A 16,552-nucleotide genomic window follows, 5' to 3' on the forward strand; every position below is an offset into this window, starting at 1 on the left:
TATTTTAAAATTTAATTTTCCTCAGTTTAATTGAAATTGAGAGGCTTGTTTGTTATTTGTAATAACATGATTATTAGTACTTAATCTTGATGATTTCTTAAGAATTAATTTGGTAAAACAACCAATGGCGTTTGTCCTTCGTGTACCAAATCATTGATTAAAAATCTTCTAAAAAGCTTATCAGTTAACAGTCGTGAACCTCTTTGAACGACAAGGATTTCATCGATTTTGTCATTGATAACTTTTTTAATGTCTTCTAATCTATCCTTTCCTTCGTAGATAGCAGTTGTTGTATTAAATCTATCTGCGTACATGTTTTTTAGTTTATCCAATTCAGCTTGGATTATAGAAGTATCTTCGTCTGCTTGAGCTAAATGGAAAAAGGTAAGATGTGTATTTTCGTCTTCTATAAAATCTAAGAAGTTATTTAATTCTTGGATATTAATCGGATGCTTTTCATTGATAGCTACAAATATCTTTTCATGCGTATAAGCATCAATTTCTTGTGGCATTGCAACCACAATATTGTTGGTGCTATTGATAACCTGTAAGGCATAACTACCAAAGAAAATCTTCTTTAGCATAGAAGTACCTTTAAGCCCAACAAAAATTAAATCTTCATAATCTTCTGCTAAAAGCTGAGGAAGGCTAATCTGGAAATCGTTTTCAGAAACATGGTATTGAACACTCTCTGGATGAGGCATAATCTCCCTTGTGAGCGCTTTAAGTTTCTGCAAGGCCTCTTCATTCGCTTCAGCGGTGATTTGCTGTTTGACTTCGGTATCGGCCAATGCAGGAGACTGCACAATCGATTGATGTACTATTAATAGTTGTGCTTTTGCCTGAAGACTCCATTGATAAGCATATTTAATGAGATTACTAGAGTGCTCAGATAAATCAATAAGTAGTATAAAACGCTTTCTCATACTATAAATATAGATTAAATTATTTTAAGAATATAAACTCTTACCAACCTCTTCAAAATCTTTTTCGGTGTCCGCCAATATCATCAGTGTATCATCTTGTTCCAGCTTAGTAGAACCACCTGGTCTAATATATTTTCCATTGCGTTGAATCATAACAATAAAAGCAGTGCTTGGGAAATTTAAGTCAACAATTTGTTTGTTAATTACAGATGCACCAGGTAAAATATCAAACTCCTTAAGCAATGATTTAGGGAAATCAAGTAAAATTCTATCAACTTCAGTTATCCGTTTTTGATCTTCTGGAATTCCAACACGCAGCCATTTCGCTACTACGGTGAGTGAGGTTCCTTGAATTAAAACCGAAGTTACAGAAATAAAGAATACGATATTAAAAATCATCGGAGCTTTATCTACGCCAGCCAACAAGGGATAAGTTGCAAATACAATAGGAACAGCTCCACGCAAACCTACCCAAGAAATATAAAGTCTTCTTCTTAGTTTCATTTTAAAGAAAACTGTACTAATAAAAACAGCAACCGGTCTTGCTACAAAAATCAGGAATAAAGAAATCATTAATCCAATTCCCATGTATGGGATGATTTCGGATGGGAAGACCAATAAACCTAAGGTTAGGAAAAGCACAATTTGCATTAACCAAGCTAAACCATCAAACATTTTAAGGATGGTTTTTTTGTGGATTAAGTCTTGATTTCCAAGGAAAACAGCACAGATGTAAATGGCTAAAAACCCGTTTCCTCCAATAAAATCTGTGGCAGAGAAAGTAATGAACATCAAAGCAATCACAAGAACTGGATATAATCCTTCAATACCTAATTTTATTTTATTGATGATGAGTTTGCTCAATCTACCAAAGCCAAAACCAGCAACTGCTCCTAGAATCATTTGTTGAAAAAATACGGGAATCACCGATATAATGTCTTGATCCTGATCCACTACCAAGCTTAGGAATGCAATGGTGAGCACATAAGCCATCGGGTCGTTACTTCCACTTTCTAGCTCTAGCGTAGGTCGTATGTTTTTCTTTAAGGCTAAACTCTTAGATCTCAAAATAGAGAAAACCGCCGCGGCATCTGTGGATGAAACAATTGAGCCCAACAGCATACTCTCATAAAAAGTAAAATCTGTAACATAGTACACAAATGTTCCTAAGCTTAAAGCTGTAAGCAGAACGCCCAAGGTGGAGAGTACAATTCCCTCTTTGAGAATGGGTTTAACGGATTTAAAGCTCGTATCTAATCCACCGGAAAACAATATAAAGTTAAGGGAAACAATCCCGATAAATTGAGCAGCTTTTGGATTGTCAAAATGAATTCCACCAATTCCATCTGTACCTGCTAGCATCCCAATTCCTAAGAATAAAATAAGGGTAGGTACACCAAATTTGTAAGACGATTTTCCAGCGAGAATGCTAATAAACAAAAGTAAGGAACCAATTAGTAAAATGTTTTCGGTGGTAATATTCATAAATTAAATGTTCTAAATAATTTAATATAATCGTCGGAATTGTAAAGATACTGAATTAAGAAAAGTAGAATTCTGCTTTTTAGCTTAATTTCAGGAGTTTTAAGCTAAAAGTCATTGATATCATTGAGTTCCTGCTTTTTCAAATCTTAAAATGCATTGGATAGAGATGTATTGTTTAATTCTTAAAACTTTAGGTATAAATGAATTAATCTCTACTATTAAGTACCAATTTTAAAATAAATATGTGAAGAGAATGATAAAATTAAGCTGATTTTGCCAAAGTAAATTTTAAACACTTATCTTGCAAGTTAAATTAAATTCTATATGTTTATTTCAAACTTTGCTAAGAAATCCTTTTTATTAATACCTATTGCATCGGCATTTGTTTTTGTTTCATGTAATAACAAAGACACACAAGTTAAGCCAGAAGTTAAAGAAGCACTTAAAGATAAAAACTTCGTAGTTCCAGCTGAAGGAGCAGCTGCAGATGCCACAACTTCAGGTGATGTAGCTTTAAATCCTGCACATGGTCAGCCAGGTCATGATTGTGCGATTCCTGTGGGAGCGCCATTAAATAGTAAGCCAGCGACGAATCAAAATATGACGCCTGTTCAAGCGCCAGTTCAGAATCAACCTTCTACTGCACCAACGGGTTCAGGAATGGTAAATCCACCACACGGACAGCCAGGACATGATTGTGCGGTACCAGTTGGAGCACCATTATAATCAAATGAATATAAGGCAAACATTTGCTTTTGAAATTATAAAAACACCATTTTTAGTTCTTTAAATTGAACTCTATAAAAATGGGTAAATGATCAGAAATACCTCGGGCTAGCTCGAGGTATTTGCATTTTTGAACGAAGTCAATCGTTTCTGCATTGAGTCGTTGGATACCCGGTAAGAAGTAAATATTGTCAATCGCATGGTTGAGGTAATTGCCATCCTTGCATTTCATTTTTAGGGTAGTAGGTTGCTGATACAGCGAATTTGTGAAGCCCTTATGGTATAAAGGTTTCCATACAGCGTGATTTTCATCTAAATTAAAATCACCAGCAATCAATATATTCTCGGTTTCTAATCGCTTTGGATAATCGATGAAGTGAATAATTTCTTCTTCGGGTTTGTCGTAATATTTCCTGGAGTGATAATTAATGACATAAAAATCTTCAGAACCTTTCTTGGTTTTAAACTTAGCTATAAATGGTTCGCGATAGCAAATTTCTTCTAATTCTTTATCAAGATAAGCCCGATGTTGTAGGCTTACTTTAGAGGTTTTCCATAGAAAAGCATATCGCTCGCTCATGTTAGCCGACGGACTTTTTGTTGGATCGCTTATCTGATAATCCCATTTAGAACCCATTCGATTGAGTTCATCTGCAATTTTAGCAACAGCTTGAGCTCCCGCAGGATCTTTAGCAACCACTTCTTGAATGGCAACAATATCAAAATTTCGTAGAATTTTGGCAATGGCTAATATTTCCTCATCAGACTTAGATCTTCCCAAATGCCGAATGTTCCAAGAGACTAGTTTTATGGAATTCGCATCTTTGAATTCCACTCGCACCGGTAATAAATCCTTAGGTTGTAGACTATCTTGAAAAACACTATCAACAACGATAGGAGGAATCACCACTTCGCTAAACTCGGTTTCAATTATTTCATCTGAAAGTCCCTGAGCCTGAGGTTGGCAGGATAGGAGAGTGATTAATATTAAAATTAATGAAAATATGTTTTTCCGCATTAAATAGGTTTAATTAGATGGATTTTCAATTAATTAAATCTCGTCTAAAAGGATTTTAGCTTTCTCTTTAAAGGTATTTGGGTACACATTGGTTTCTGCAACATCCTTTAAAATTGAAATAACTGTTTTGTCGTTCAAGTACCTGAATAAGCCCATATTCCAAGCTTTTAGATCAGGGTTGGAATTACTATAATATTTCCAAAATTTTGGTCTTGTTGACTTGAAAATGATAGCCGTTTCTTTGTTACAATGAAATCCTTCAATGGTTTCTTCGTCTTCATCACTTGGCTCAATATGATTCATTTGTGCGATGGCAAAAATAAATCTTTCGCTTTCTTTTTGATTAGGTGCTAAAGACGTAAACACCGCCATTTTTCCCATTTTAGCATGTAAGCTAGAGATGGTAATATTTGCATCAAATTCTTCCTCAGTCGGTAAATCTAAACTCGTGTTTTCATCTAAAATGCTTTCGTCTAAGGCTGATGAAACCTCTTCTTTAGACCAAGTTTGATGTTTAAAATTATAAGCCACTAATTCTTCATCAAAAACATGACTCCAATCTTCATTGTTATACTTTACCTTAAATGCAACGTTTCCATCGTTTGATTTAGGTGTTGAACTCGTTTCATTTTCGATTTTAATATCTGAATTCTCGTATAAATTGTGAATATCGTCTTTGCTGTATTGAATGAATTCAATTCCGTTTTTTTCTAAGGCAAGGCTAGAAGTTTTTGGAATGAAAGGAGCAGCTAAAATAATGCGTGTTTTAAATAATTTATATTTAAGATTTTTAACCAGAAGATGGTCTAAATCTGACTTGGAGACGGTGGTTTGTTTAATTTCCAATAGTACACGCTGATCATCTTTATCTTCAAAAGTAAGATGTGTATTCAGTCCATGTTCTGAATTAGGTTGATTATCTATTAAAGTGAGTCCTTCTTCAATTAAATCCGAGTGAAATAATTCGAAAGCTTGTTCAATTTGTTTTTTAGATAGGTTGTTCATTTGGTTTGTGTTAGGTGATTTTTAAAATCTCTTAAAGATAATTATTTTTAAGAGGGAAATGAAAGTTGAAGTCTTTAAGTTAAGCTAAATACTATTTTTTAGAAAATAAAACTGTCCTATAAATGCATATAGGACAGTTCTTTGTGTAAATATAAATGTGTTTCGTTTGTCAAATTATATTTTCTTAACGTATTCTGTAATGATTACGATAGTCTGACCTTCAACCTTTCCTTCGATAAAGTTAGCATTTTCTGGGTCAAGTGAAATTCTTCTCACGGCCGTACCTTGTTTAGCAACCATACTACTTCCTTTCACTTTTAAATCTTTAATTAAAACCACAGAATCTCCTGGAGCTAAAATCACACCATTACAATCTCTATGAACAACTTTGTCCTCGTCGTCAGCGAAGCCTCCAGCGGCTTTAGCAAATTCTAATTCTTCAGGCTCCATGTACATCATGCCCAATAAATCTACTGGCCAACCTTCTCCTTTTAATTGGTTTAACATTCTCCAAGCAACTACTTTTACTGGAGTGTATTGACTCCACATGCTATCATTCAAGCTTCTCCAGTGGTTTGGATCAATTTTTTCTGGATCTTCGATTTGAGAGATACAGGTTTCACAAGCTAAAATAGCGTGGTCAGCAATTTCTTCTGTTTTTGGTGGAACTAAATACATTTTAAGGTTTTCAGTTGCAGCACATAATTCACAGGTATTATTGCTTCTATCTTGTAGTTCTTTTAAAACACTCATGATTTTTAAATTTTCACAAAAATAGTGAAAATAAATGGTGAAAAATAGCAAGTTGCACTTCTCCGACTTATGTAGATTTTAACTAAATAAAGGAAAACTCTAGGCGATAAGATTTTATATTTTAAGTAGCGCTTGGTTCGCTGCCTTCAAAGTAAACTTTCTCCAGAGGACCATTATCAGCTTGTTCAACAGAAAACTCACCAGATTGTGTTCGACGAAGTGCAGTTAGGTAAGCGCCAGAGTTTAAGGCTTGCCCAAAGTCATGCGCCAATGAACGAATGTAAGTTCCTTTGCTACATTTAACTTCAAAATCAACATAAGGCATTTCGATTTTGGTGATTTTGAATGATGAAATATGAACAGGTCTTTTTTCTGGAACATATTCAGAACCTGAACGAGCCAATTCATATAATCTTTTACCGTCCTTTTTCACGGCCGAGTGTAGAGGAGGAGTCTGAAGAATATCACCCACAAATTGTTCTGTTGCTTGGTGAATCAAATCTTCTGTAATATGATCCGTCGGGAAGGTTTCGTTTTCTGGTTGTTCAGTGTCGTAGGATTCGGTGGTAACGCCAAGTTTAAAAGTTCCCGTATAAGTTTTATCCTCATTTTGAAACTCCGAAATTCGTTTGGTAAACTTACCTACACAAATCACTAAAACCCCCGTAGCTTTTGGATCTAATGTTCCCGCATGGCCAACTTTGAATTTGCGTAAACCATGCGTTTTTCTAATGTTCCATCGAATCTTGTTAACTACATCAAATGAGGTCCAATCTAAGGGTTTATCAATGATGAAAACCTTTCCTTTCTGTAGTTCTTCTAATGGAATCATATATGTTTAAGCAAAAAATAATGAATAGATAATCGCGATGCTACCTACGATTAAACAATAAATAGCGAAGTAAGTTAATTTAGCTTTTTTAACCAATGCAATCATCCAATTACATGCGATAATTCCTGAAATAAATGCTGCAATAAATCCAGCTAATAAAGCAGGTCCATTGGTAAATTCTAAAACACCACCAGCATCTAAAATCTTTTTAGCAATAGCTCCGAATATCAATGGAATCACCATTAAAAAGGAGAATCTAGCAGCTTTAGATCTATCATCACCTAATAAAACCGAGGTAGAAATAGTAGCTCCTGAACGAGAAATTCCTGGTAAAATAGCAATAGCTTGAGCAACACCAATTATAATGGCATCTTTATAAGAAACTGATTTCTCTGTATTTTTAGCTTTATCTGCAAAATAGAGTAGAACTGCTGTCAACAAAAGCATACAACCTACTAGTAGAATCTGACCGTCAAATAGTTTTTCTAACCAATCTTCTAAGAAAAAACCAACCAAGGCTGCAGGAATCATTGATAACACAATTTTACCCACGAAATGAGTTGACTCATTGTTTTTAAATTCAAAGAAGCCTCTGATAATTTCCCAAATGTCTTTGCGGTAAACTACTACAGTACTTAATGCTGTAGCAAAGTGAAGTACGATGGTCAACATCATGCTTTCTTCTTGATCGGTACCCAAAATAGCTTCTGCGATTTCGATATGACCACTTGATGAAACTGGTAAAAACTCAGTTAAACCTTGAACAATTCCAATTAGAATTGCGTCTAAAATATCATTCATTCCTCTAATTTCTTAGCATCGGGATTAACCAAAATAGCATAAACTTCTACTCCAAAGCCTAATAAGACTAAAAATGGAGCTAGACGAATTCTACGCCACGAAAAAATATCTTCATTCCAATAATTAGGATCAAATGTGCCATCAGGTCTTGTGTTGGCATCTGGTCCTGTCATTAAGAAAAAACCAATAGTAATCAGCGCTAGGCCAATCGCCATAAGTATATAATTTTTCTTTCCGAATAAGAAAGATGTATCTGGCGGAATTCTCATGAGTAATAAAGTTGATCTGTTCGTAATTTCAAATACTTCCAAGTTGCCCAGAATGTACTGAAGACAGCTATAATAATACCCGTAACAAGCAATCCAAGAATTAACCATTGGAACTTCTCATTCCATAAACCAAGGTCTAATTTTGGTGCAGCATAATACCATAATCCACCTAATGCAAGAATGGCTAAAACAGCTCCTAATAACCCAAGCCAAAAGCTTTGAATAATGAATGGTTTAACAATAAACCTGCGTTTAGCACCAACCAATTGCATGGTTTTAATGGTAAATCTTTTGGAAAATATTTTAAGTCGAATAGAGTTGTTAATCAAAATGATTGATATAACTAAGAATAATCCAGCTAAAGCAATAAGCCAGAAGATAATCGTATCGATTCTTTCGTAAATACTTGCTAAAGACGATGTGTTGTTTACACTGTCTATGATTGGATAACTCGCCAAAACACTTGTAATACTATCTACGCGAGTAGAGTCAACATACTGTGGGCGAATCGTCATAACAACAGATGGAGGGAAAATTCCTTCTTCAAACAAAGCTAAATCTTCTTCGGTTAAGCCTAATTGGTTCTTCGCCATTTTAAGTGCGTTTTCCTTATCAACGTACTTCAAAGACTTAACGAAAGGTTTGGTTCTTAAGGAATCCAGGAAAGCTTTATGAACTTCTGGTTCTTTCTCAATATCCTTTTTGTCTTTAGCTTCTTTGAAATAAGCCTCAATCTCAAATTGGTTTTTCAGGTGTTCTGCATAATCGCTTGAGTTAACCACGATTAAGCCAAATAAACCTAAGAGAAATAATACCAAAGCAATACTCACCACCACCGTAATATTGGAGGAACGTAGGCGACTATTGTTCATTCTATCTGATGTCTTGGACATGTAAAAATAATTTTGCGCAATTTAGTAAAAAACATTCTTATCCCCACTTTTAGAATAGGCAATCTTGTTAAACCTTTACTAAAAACAGAAAAAGGCAAAGTTTTGAGTATGCCTTATTTTGAAATGTGTCGAATTCTAATATTATCAACGAGTTTAGATCGATTTTAGTCTATTCAACTAAGCTCAATTTTAATCATCCCCCAGAAAAGTTTTAATTACGTCGTATTCATAACCTTTCTGAAGCATATAACGGATGATTTTTTGGTTCTTCTTATAAAGGTTTTTCTCGTTGAGACTTGCTGCTTTTTTCTCAATTAATTTCTCAGCCGTGTCATAATAATCTTTATCATCTATTTCTGCCAAACCTTGAGCAATCAATCGATCATTAATCTGACGTTTTTTTAACTCTATTTTAATTTTAATTTTCCCCCAATTCTTTTGTGTAAACCTTCCTCGAGCAAAACTCATGGCAAACCTTTCTTCGTTTAAGAAGTTTTCGCGTATTAAATAAAGTAGAATATCATCTCTAACTTCGGGAATTAAGAAAAATTCATCTAACTTTTTCTCCACATCCCAATGACAGCGATCTTGGTAAGCGCAGTAATAAGCTAGCTTTTCTTTGATAGCGTGAATATCGGTTTCGGGATTTTTCTTCATTGATAGGGTAAAATTAGTCTTTATTTTAAAATTAAGCCTATTGAAGTTACTTTTGAAGCTCGTGGTTCAGATTCATTTTTTTCGCTTCGAAAAATCTTTATACTTTTACTCTCATGAAAATCGGTTTATTCTTTGGTTCATTTAATCCTATTCATATAGGACATATAATTCTTGCAAATCATATTCAGCAATTTGGCGATGTAGACAAAGTTTGGTTTGTGGTTACGCCACGAAGCCCTTTTAAACAGCATGTGAAGCTAACAGATGATTACGAGAGATTGCATATGGTTAATTTAGCCTTAGAAGATTATCCAGATTTGGAATCAAGTAAGGTTGAATTCGATATGCCGCAACCGAATTATACCACCCATACTTTGGCTAAACTAAGAGAAGATTATCCACAGCATGAATTTAGTTTAATCATGGGAGAGGATAACTTGGTAGGTTTACATAAATGGAAAAATGCGGAGTTTTTGGTGAAGGAATATGATATTTTGGTTTATCCAAGAATTGCAAGTGATCAAAAGAAGCCAAAAATTGATTTGAGTAGAGTTAAGAAGATTAACGCTCCAATTATAGAGATATCATCTACATTTATTCGTCAAAACATTAAGGATGGCAAGATTTACAGGCCTTATTTACCGCCACCTGTTTTTGATTATATAGATGGTAGTAGCTTGTTTAAGAATTAGAAGATTTTCCGTGAGAAGAATTAATTCTAAAAACTTATTCACAATCCTTTCATTTAGCAGGCTTAAGTTTGCTTAAGTTCTTATAACCAATTGAATAAAAATCTAACATCCTATGCGTGCATAGCAAATAATATTTTGTATATTTACGGCTTAAGAATTTCGTAAAATAATCAAATACATGAAAATATTAGTTTGTATTAGCAGTGTACCCGATACTACATCGAAGATTAACTTCACTGCAGACGGTAAAGCTTTTGATAAGAATGGGATACAATTTGTCATCAATCCATATGATGAATTTGCCTTAACTAGAGCCATTTGGTTTCAAGAGAAGCAAGGAGCTACAGTAACGGTTGTAACTGCGGGGGATGCTTCTGTAGAGCCAGTAATGCGTAAAGCTTTAGCAATCGGAGCGAATGATGCGATTAGAATCGACGTAGATCCTAAAGACAGTATTTCAACTGCAAAAGAAATTGCAAAATTAGCTAAAGAAAATGGCTATGATTTAATTTTAGCAGGTAGAGAGTCTATTGACTACAACGGAAACGCTGTTCCAGCTTTTATTGCAGCAGAATTAGGTTATAGTTTTGTAAACAACTGTATGGGATTAGAAGTAGAGGGCGAGAGCGCTAAAGCTACTTCAGAAATCGACGGAGGTAAAGAAACTGTTTCTTTCACTTTGCCAGCTGTTGTTGCAGGTCAAAAAGGTTTGGTAGAGGAGAGTGATCTTAAGATTCCAAACATGCGTGGAATTATGCAAGCGCGTACTAAGCCATTACAAGTAGTAGCTTCTAGTAATGCTGAAGCAAAAGTTGTTGCAGATGGTTTCGAAAAACCAGAACCAAGATCTTCTGTTACCTTAATCGATAAGGATAACGTAGATGAGTTAGTTCGTTTGTTGCACGAGGAAGCGAAAGTAATCTAATATTAAAACAAAGAAATTATGTCAATTTTAGTATATACAGAAACAGAAAACGGTAAGTTCAGGAAAAACGCTTTTGAAGCCGTTTCATACGCAAAAACAATCGCTGATCAAGCTGGAGATACAGTTACAGCATTAGCTATTAACGCAGACGATGCATCTCAGTTGTATAAATACGGAGCAAGCAAAGTATTGGTTGCTAAAGGTGATGCTCACAAAGTTTCTCCTGAAGTTTTAGGTAAATTAATCTCTGAGCATGCTGATAATTTTGTGGTTTTGGCACACAGCAACGAGGGAGCTAGTATTGCCCCTTTCTTAGCTTATAATTTAGAAGCTGGTTTAATTACCAACGCTATTGAAGCACCACAATCAATTTCTCCATTGAAAGTAAATCGTAAGTCTTTCTCTGGTAAAGGAATTATGTTGGCAGAAACTGCAGCTGATAAAAAAGTTGTTACCGTATCAGCTAACTCATTTGGAGTTAAAGAAAATGCTGTTGACGGAAGTTCAGAAGACATTAGCTTTGATGCAGCTGGTGGAAAAGTTAAAGTTGAGAATGTTGAAACCAATTCTGGAAAATTAGATCTTAAAGAAGCAGAGATCGTTGTTTCGGGAGGTCGTGGATTAAAAGGTCCAGAAAACTGGGGAATGGTAGAAGAGTTAGCTGATCTATTAGGAGCAGCAACTGCTTGTTCTAAGCCAGTATCTGATATGGATTGGAGACCGCACAGCGAACACGTAGGGCAAACTGGTAAAGCGATTGCACCTAACTTATATATCGCTATTGGTATCTCTGGAGCTATTCAGCACTTAGCTGGTGTAAACAGTTCTAAAAATATTGTAGTAATTAACAATGATGCAGAAGCTCCATTCTTTAAATCAGCTGATTATGGAATTGTAGGAGATGCATTTGAAGTAGTTCCTAAATTAATTGAATCAATCAAAAAATATAAGAATTCTTAATTTTTTGAATAATTTAAATTTTAAACCTAACAATTTGAGAAAGTTGTTAGGTTTATTTTTTGTTAGTTATTAGAATTTAATCTTAAATTAGTACTTTTACGTTTCATGGATTTTGTTAAATTAAATATTCGTGGTATATCCTACAGTCAGACACAAGTAGGTGCTTATGCACTTATTTTGGAGGAAGAATTTGGTGGTCGTAAATTGCCGATTATTATTGGTAATTTCGAGGCACAAGCTATTGCTATTGCACTGGAAAAGGATTTAATGCCACCTCGCCCGTTGACGCATGATTTGTTTGTGAATTTCGCAAAGAAATTAAACGTTATCATTAGGTCAGTTACCATTTATAAACTTGAAGATGGAATTTTCTATTCCAACATTGTCTGCGAAGATAAGGACGGGGAAGTCATAGAATTAGATTCAAGAACATCTGATGCTATAGCTTTGGCAGTTCGATTTAATGCAGCTATTTATGTGCTAAAATCGGTGATGGACCGAGCAGGTGTGCAGTTAGAAATGTTGACAGAAGAGGAAGAAGAAACGGTTCAGAAAGCGCTTAAGGAAATAGAAGAGGAACTATCTGAAACACCTCAAGGACCGGCAGAAGATTTATATTCAAAATTCTCAATCAAAGAACTTAAATCCATGATGAATAAAGCAGTGAAATCTGAAGATTACGAAAGAGCTGCTCAAATTCGTGATGAGATAGAAAAACGTCAACAAGATAATGACTAAGCTATTTACACTCTTTTTTTTATTGTTAAATATTAGTGCCTTTGCTCAAGTTATTCCAGAAATGGAGTCAAGTGGCATTACCATAACTTCGATATTAAGAGGTGTTTTGGGAATGGGCGTTTTAATAGGAATTGCCTTTGCCTTAAGCAAAAATAGATCTGCTATTAAATGGAGAACTATAGGAATGGCAATGTTGATTCAATTGTCTTTGGGGATAGCCATCTTAAAAGGTGATGCAGTTGGATTTAATATTGGCGACACTCGAATAAGTTTAGGCTTTGTGGGGGATATGTTTGATGCGGTAGGAAAGGTGTTCATCAATATTTTGGGCTATACAAGAGCAGGTAGTGAGTTTCTATTAGGTGGTTTGATGGATGTAAATACCTATGGATTTATATTTGCCTTTCAGGTCTTGCCGGTAATTTTATTCTTTAGTGCATTAACTTCGGTTTTGTTCTATTTGGGTATAATTCAGGTGGTTGTGAAATGGGCTGCCTATGGTATGACCAAATTAATGGGAATTTCTGGTCCTGAAAGTTTATCGGTAGCTGGTAATATATTTTTGGGTCAAACTGAGTCTCCACTTATGATTAAAGCCTATTTATCTAGAATGTCAAATTCTGAGATTTTATTGGTAATGATTGGTGGAATGGCTACCGTTGCTGGTGGTGTTTTAGGTGCATATATTCAATTCTTGGGTGGTGATGATATAGAGTTGCAGCAACAGTTTGCACGTCATTTATTAGCTGCTTCTGTAATGGCAGCTCCAGGAGCTATTTTGGTTTCAAAATTATTATATCCACAAATTGAAAAGCCTACAGAAGATTTAGAAGTTAAAATGGAAAATGTTGGTTCTAACTTCTTAGATGCTTTATCTAATGGTACTTCAGAAGGTTTAAAGTTAGCCGTGAATGTAGCAGCTATGCTTCTTGTATTTATTGCTTTCATCGCTATGATGAATGGAATTTTAGGCTGGGTTGGAGGTTTATCTTTCGGCGAATCTTATATGAGTTTAAATGAAGTAATTGCCAACAATTCCAATTATCAAACCTTATCATTAGAGTTCATTTTAGGTTATTTATTAGCACCCTTAATGTGGTTGATTGGTGTTCCAACAGACGATATTAGCTTGATGGGGCAGTTGCTAGGAGTTAAATTAGTAGCAAGTGAATTCATTGCTTATATCCAATTAGCGGATTTAAAAGATCCAAACTCTGCATTGCATTTATCACATTATAAATCTGTGATTATGGCAACTTATATGCTTTGTGGTTTTGCAAATTTCGCATCGATTGGAATTCAAATTGGAGGAATTGGATCATTAGCTCCTAATAAGAGAACTTTACTTTCACAATTAGGTATCAAAGCTTTAATCGGTGGAACGCTAGCTTCATTGATTTCAGCAACAATCGCTGGTGTTTTATTAGGTTAAAAGTATTTAAGAAAAGATTAACAAATCAAAAATATTTTTATCTTGCATAAAATTAATAATTATGGAAACATTTAATAAAGATAATTACATAGCTCCACAGAACTACATGGTATTAGCCATTATTGCTACCATTTTGGGATGCTGTTCTACTTTTGGTATAGGTTTTATCTTAGGATTGGTAGGAATCTATTTTGCTTCTCAAGTTAATGCAAGATTTAATGTTGGAGATTATGAAGGTGCAGAGAAAAACTCAAAATATGCAAGAACTTTATCTTTGGTTGCCCTAGGTTTATTCTTAGTTTCCGCACTTTATAGCGCTTATGTTGTTGTTTTCCAACCAGAAATATGGTCAGAACAACTTGAGCTAATTCAGCAAGCGATTGAGGAGGCTCAAGCAAATCAATAATCAATTTTGACAAATAATAAAACCATACTTAGAAAATGGTTAATAGTCGCGATAGGCTCCGTGCTTATAGCGACTATTTTAGTTTATTTCTATTTCTTTTCTCCTATTAAAAATGATGGATTCTTTCCAATATGTATGTTGAAAGCCACAACGGGCTTCGATTGCGTAGGATGTGGTGGGCAAAGAGCCGTACATGAATTATTGCATTTTCGATTGAAATCAGCTTTAGATCATAACGCACTTTTTGTGTTAAGTATTCCGCTTTTGGTTTACTATATTTTTTATTCCTTAAGACGTTTCATCTATGGAATCCCGTCTCCCAATAGCTTTTGGTATAGTAGTAAGTTTGGAATCTTCTACATAATCTTAGTCTTACTTTTCTTAGTTTTAAGAAACATAAATATCTTCCCATTTAGGGTTTTAAACTCAATATGGTAAATATTGAACCAAATTGAAAATAAAAACAAAAGCACTCCATTCAGAGTGCTTTTATCATTTAGATGAGATATTTCAGAGAATTACTTAACAAGTAATTTTTCTAAACTTGTTGAGTTTTTGGAGTTGATTTTCAAAAAATAAGTTCCTGAAGAAAGATTTAGCTTAATCTCGTTTTTACCCGCTTCTAGCTTCGTGTTTAAAACTAATTGACCTAAGCTATTGTAGAATTCAACCGATCCGCTTGACTCAACCTCTAAAATAATTAAGTCTTTTGCTGGGTTTGGATAAAGTTTAGGCTTTGCGCTACTTACGAATTCGTTAGTAGAAAGATTACAAATGAAATTTGAGTAATCTACTAAACCTAAACTCGCAATATCAGATTGGTCAGTTATCACCTCTGCAACTTCCTCTTCTGTAGATTCCGCTCCAGCAATCCAACAGTTTCCTTGAGCCATAATATCATTGGGTGTATTGTTGTAAAGCGCATAAACATCACCATCAAAACCATTCTCGCTAAAAGTATTTCCTCCTGGAGATAACTCAGTTCCATCGCCTAGATTAGCATAGGCATTCCCTTGCATAGTGATTCCCCATAGGTTGTTGGAGATATAGTTGTTTTTAATATAAATACTTTGTGAAATTGTCTCACCACTTGCGTTTAAGTTGATACCACTACCGCCTAAATTTGGATTTCCTTGTGAGTTGTTATCTGAAATGGTGTTTCCATCAATCTCCCCGTGTGTTACGCTTCCTAATAAGGTAATTCCGAATCTATTGTCAGAGATTACATTGTTTTTAATAACTACATTATTCTCATAACCAAAGAAGTTTCCGATAGCAATTCCACCTACATTAGTTGCATTTCTATCTCCAATAATCGTATTATTTTCAATTAAAATACTTGAATTAGATCCACTCGGACTCATGTTGATTTGTGGTCTATTTTGATTAGATAAACCATTATAGTATAATTCATTATTTGTAAACGTTAGACCAATCTGTTGATTTGCCCCAGATGCAACGGCAGGCAGTTGATTGGAAATAAATTTAGAGTTGGTAACAGTCGGATTACCTCTTGAAAAAGAAACAGCTGCACCCGTAGATGCTCCAGCTACTTGAAATTTAACTTCACAATAATCCATATTAAAGTCCTCAGTCAATACTCTTAAACCACCACCATATTCAAAAATAGTGTTGGATAAGTTAATAACAGAACCTTCCTCGAAACGAAAGCCAGCATTCGGAAAACCAGCTTCTTGAGCTGTAATGTTAATTGGTGATTCAGGACTGGAGCTTGTGATAAACGCGCCTTCTATGGTAACTAAAATATCTGAATTAATCTGCCAAGTTAAGGCATCATCAATCAACAAAGTATCGTTAGCTGCTATAATTAAATCTTGTGAAAGGTTATAGAGTCCTGACTCTAGTAAGCTTACACCCGAATTTTCGATTTGAGCTAATTCATCGAGATTAAATGATTGTCCATTGTTAGGTGTAGTGTATTGTGCTTGTGCCAGCACAGAAAACAGGAATAAAAAAAGTAAAGATCTTCTCATAATTATATTTTTGATACTATAAAAATACTTATTTTAAATT

Annotated in this window: 19 protein-coding genes; 8 read left to right on the plus strand and 11 right to left on the minus strand. The window is 34.6% G+C overall.

Going from position 1 to position 16,552, the window contains the following annotated elements; all coding sequences use genetic code 11:
• Positions 1-104: 104 nt before the first annotated feature.
• Both NLM59_RS08635 and NLM59_RS08640 read right to left on the minus strand, forming a co-directional pair.
• On the minus strand, positions 105-926 hold the full coding sequence (locus NLM59_RS08635) for a universal stress protein (RefSeq protein ID WP_304417369.1): 822 nt from the start codon (positions 924-926) through the stop codon (positions 105-107).
• A gap of 24 nt (positions 927-950) precedes the next feature.
• The gene (locus tag NLM59_RS08640) at positions 951-2,411 is read right to left on the minus strand and encodes a potassium/proton antiporter (protein ID WP_304417370.1); all 1,461 of its coding nucleotides are present in this window, start codon (positions 2,409-2,411) and stop codon (positions 951-953) included.
• A 324-nt stretch (positions 2,412-2,735) separates the two neighbouring features.
• Between NLM59_RS08640 and NLM59_RS08645 the strand changes: the two genes are divergently transcribed.
• On the plus strand, positions 2,736-3,137 hold the full coding sequence (locus NLM59_RS08645) for a hypothetical protein (RefSeq protein ID WP_304417371.1): 402 nt from the start codon (positions 2,736-2,738) through the stop codon (positions 3,135-3,137).
• Between the two features lie 52 nt (positions 3,138-3,189).
• Here the strand turns inward: NLM59_RS08645 and NLM59_RS08650 are convergent, their stop codons facing one another.
• The 8 genes from NLM59_RS08650 to NLM59_RS08685 all read right to left on the minus strand — a co-directional run bounded on the left by NLM59_RS08650 (position 3,190) and on the right by NLM59_RS08685 (position 9,365).
• Complete coding sequence (locus tag NLM59_RS08650; protein WP_304417372.1) at positions 3,190-4,155, minus strand: endonuclease/exonuclease/phosphatase family protein; 966 nt, start codon at positions 4,153-4,155, stop codon at positions 3,190-3,192.
• 33 nt (positions 4,156-4,188) lie between these two features.
• Positions 4,189-5,160, minus strand: coding sequence for a PDDEXK family nuclease (locus tag NLM59_RS08655; protein WP_304417373.1), 972 nt, complete (start codon positions 5,158-5,160; stop codon positions 4,189-4,191).
• Between the two features lie 174 nt (positions 5,161-5,334).
• Positions 5,335-5,913, minus strand: coding sequence for a PhnA domain-containing protein (locus NLM59_RS08660; RefSeq protein WP_304417374.1), 579 nt, complete (start codon positions 5,911-5,913; stop codon positions 5,335-5,337).
• A gap of 121 nt (positions 5,914-6,034) precedes the next feature.
• On the minus strand, positions 6,035-6,745 hold the full coding sequence (truB, locus tag NLM59_RS08665) for a tRNA pseudouridine(55) synthase TruB (protein WP_304417375.1): 711 nt from the start codon (positions 6,743-6,745) through the stop codon (positions 6,035-6,037).
• A 6-nt stretch (positions 6,746-6,751) separates the two neighbouring features.
• The gene (locus NLM59_RS08670) at positions 6,752-7,546 is read right to left on the minus strand and encodes an undecaprenyl-diphosphate phosphatase (protein ID WP_304417376.1); all 795 of its coding nucleotides are present in this window, start codon (positions 7,544-7,546) and stop codon (positions 6,752-6,754) included.
• Positions 7,543-7,815, minus strand: coding sequence for a DUF3098 domain-containing protein (locus NLM59_RS08675; RefSeq protein WP_304417377.1), 273 nt, complete (start codon positions 7,813-7,815; stop codon positions 7,543-7,545). Before NLM59_RS08675 ends, NLM59_RS08670 begins: the two co-directional genes overlap by 4 nt.
• A complete protein-coding gene (locus tag NLM59_RS08680; protein ID WP_304417378.1) occupies positions 7,812-8,708 on the minus strand; it encodes a cell division protein FtsX in 897 nt (298 codons plus the stop codon). Before NLM59_RS08680 ends, NLM59_RS08675 begins: the two co-directional genes overlap by 4 nt.
• 189 nt (positions 8,709-8,897) lie before the next feature.
• Positions 8,898-9,365, minus strand: a complete 468-nt coding sequence (locus NLM59_RS08685) for a regulatory protein RecX (RefSeq protein ID WP_304417379.1) — start codon at positions 9,363-9,365, stop codon at positions 8,898-8,900.
• 113 nt (positions 9,366-9,478) lie between these two features.
• On the opposite strand from NLM59_RS08685, the gene nadD reads away from it, so the two are divergent.
• The 7 genes from nadD to NLM59_RS08720 all read left to right on the plus strand — a co-directional run bounded on the left by nadD (position 9,479) and on the right by NLM59_RS08720 (position 14,956).
• The gene (gene nadD / locus NLM59_RS08690; RefSeq protein WP_304417380.1) at positions 9,479-10,057 is read left to right on the plus strand and encodes a nicotinate (nicotinamide) nucleotide adenylyltransferase; all 579 of its coding nucleotides are present in this window, start codon (positions 9,479-9,481) and stop codon (positions 10,055-10,057) included.
• A gap of 178 nt (positions 10,058-10,235) precedes the next feature.
• Positions 10,236-10,982, plus strand: coding sequence for an electron transfer flavoprotein subunit beta/FixA family protein (locus NLM59_RS08695; protein ID WP_304417381.1), 747 nt, complete (start codon positions 10,236-10,238; stop codon positions 10,980-10,982).
• Between the two features lie 18 nt (positions 10,983-11,000).
• The gene (locus NLM59_RS08700; RefSeq protein WP_304417382.1) at positions 11,001-11,942 is read left to right on the plus strand and encodes an electron transfer flavoprotein subunit alpha/FixB family protein; all 942 of its coding nucleotides are present in this window, start codon (positions 11,001-11,003) and stop codon (positions 11,940-11,942) included.
• Between the two features lie 105 nt (positions 11,943-12,047).
• Positions 12,048-12,680, plus strand: a complete 633-nt coding sequence (locus NLM59_RS08705) for a bifunctional nuclease domain-containing protein (protein WP_304417383.1) — start codon at positions 12,048-12,050, stop codon at positions 12,678-12,680.
• Positions 12,673-14,112 (plus strand): NupC/NupG family nucleoside CNT transporter, encoded by a 1,440-nt coding sequence (locus NLM59_RS08710; protein ID WP_304417384.1) that lies wholly within the window; start codon positions 12,673-12,675, stop codon positions 14,110-14,112. Before NLM59_RS08705 ends, NLM59_RS08710 begins: the two co-directional genes overlap by 8 nt.
• A 61-nt stretch (positions 14,113-14,173) precedes the next feature.
• Positions 14,174-14,518 (plus strand): CD225/dispanin family protein, encoded by a 345-nt coding sequence (locus NLM59_RS08715; protein ID WP_304417385.1) that lies wholly within the window; start codon positions 14,174-14,176, stop codon positions 14,516-14,518.
• 6 nt (positions 14,519-14,524) lie between these two features.
• On the plus strand, positions 14,525-14,956 hold the full coding sequence (locus NLM59_RS08720) for a DUF2752 domain-containing protein (protein ID WP_304417386.1): 432 nt from the start codon (positions 14,525-14,527) through the stop codon (positions 14,954-14,956).
• 80 nt (positions 14,957-15,036) lie between these two features.
• On the opposite strand, the gene NLM59_RS08725 is transcribed toward NLM59_RS08720, so the two are convergent.
• Complete coding sequence (locus tag NLM59_RS08725; protein ID WP_304417387.1) at positions 15,037-16,512, minus strand: T9SS type A sorting domain-containing protein; 1,476 nt, start codon at positions 16,510-16,512, stop codon at positions 15,037-15,039.
• Between the last annotated feature and the right edge of the window lie 40 nt (positions 16,513-16,552).

This window comes from Profundicola chukchiensis (assembly GCF_029664245.1).
Taxonomy (GTDB): Bacteria; Bacteroidota; Bacteroidia; order Flavobacteriales; family Weeksellaceae; genus Profundicola; species Profundicola chukchiensis.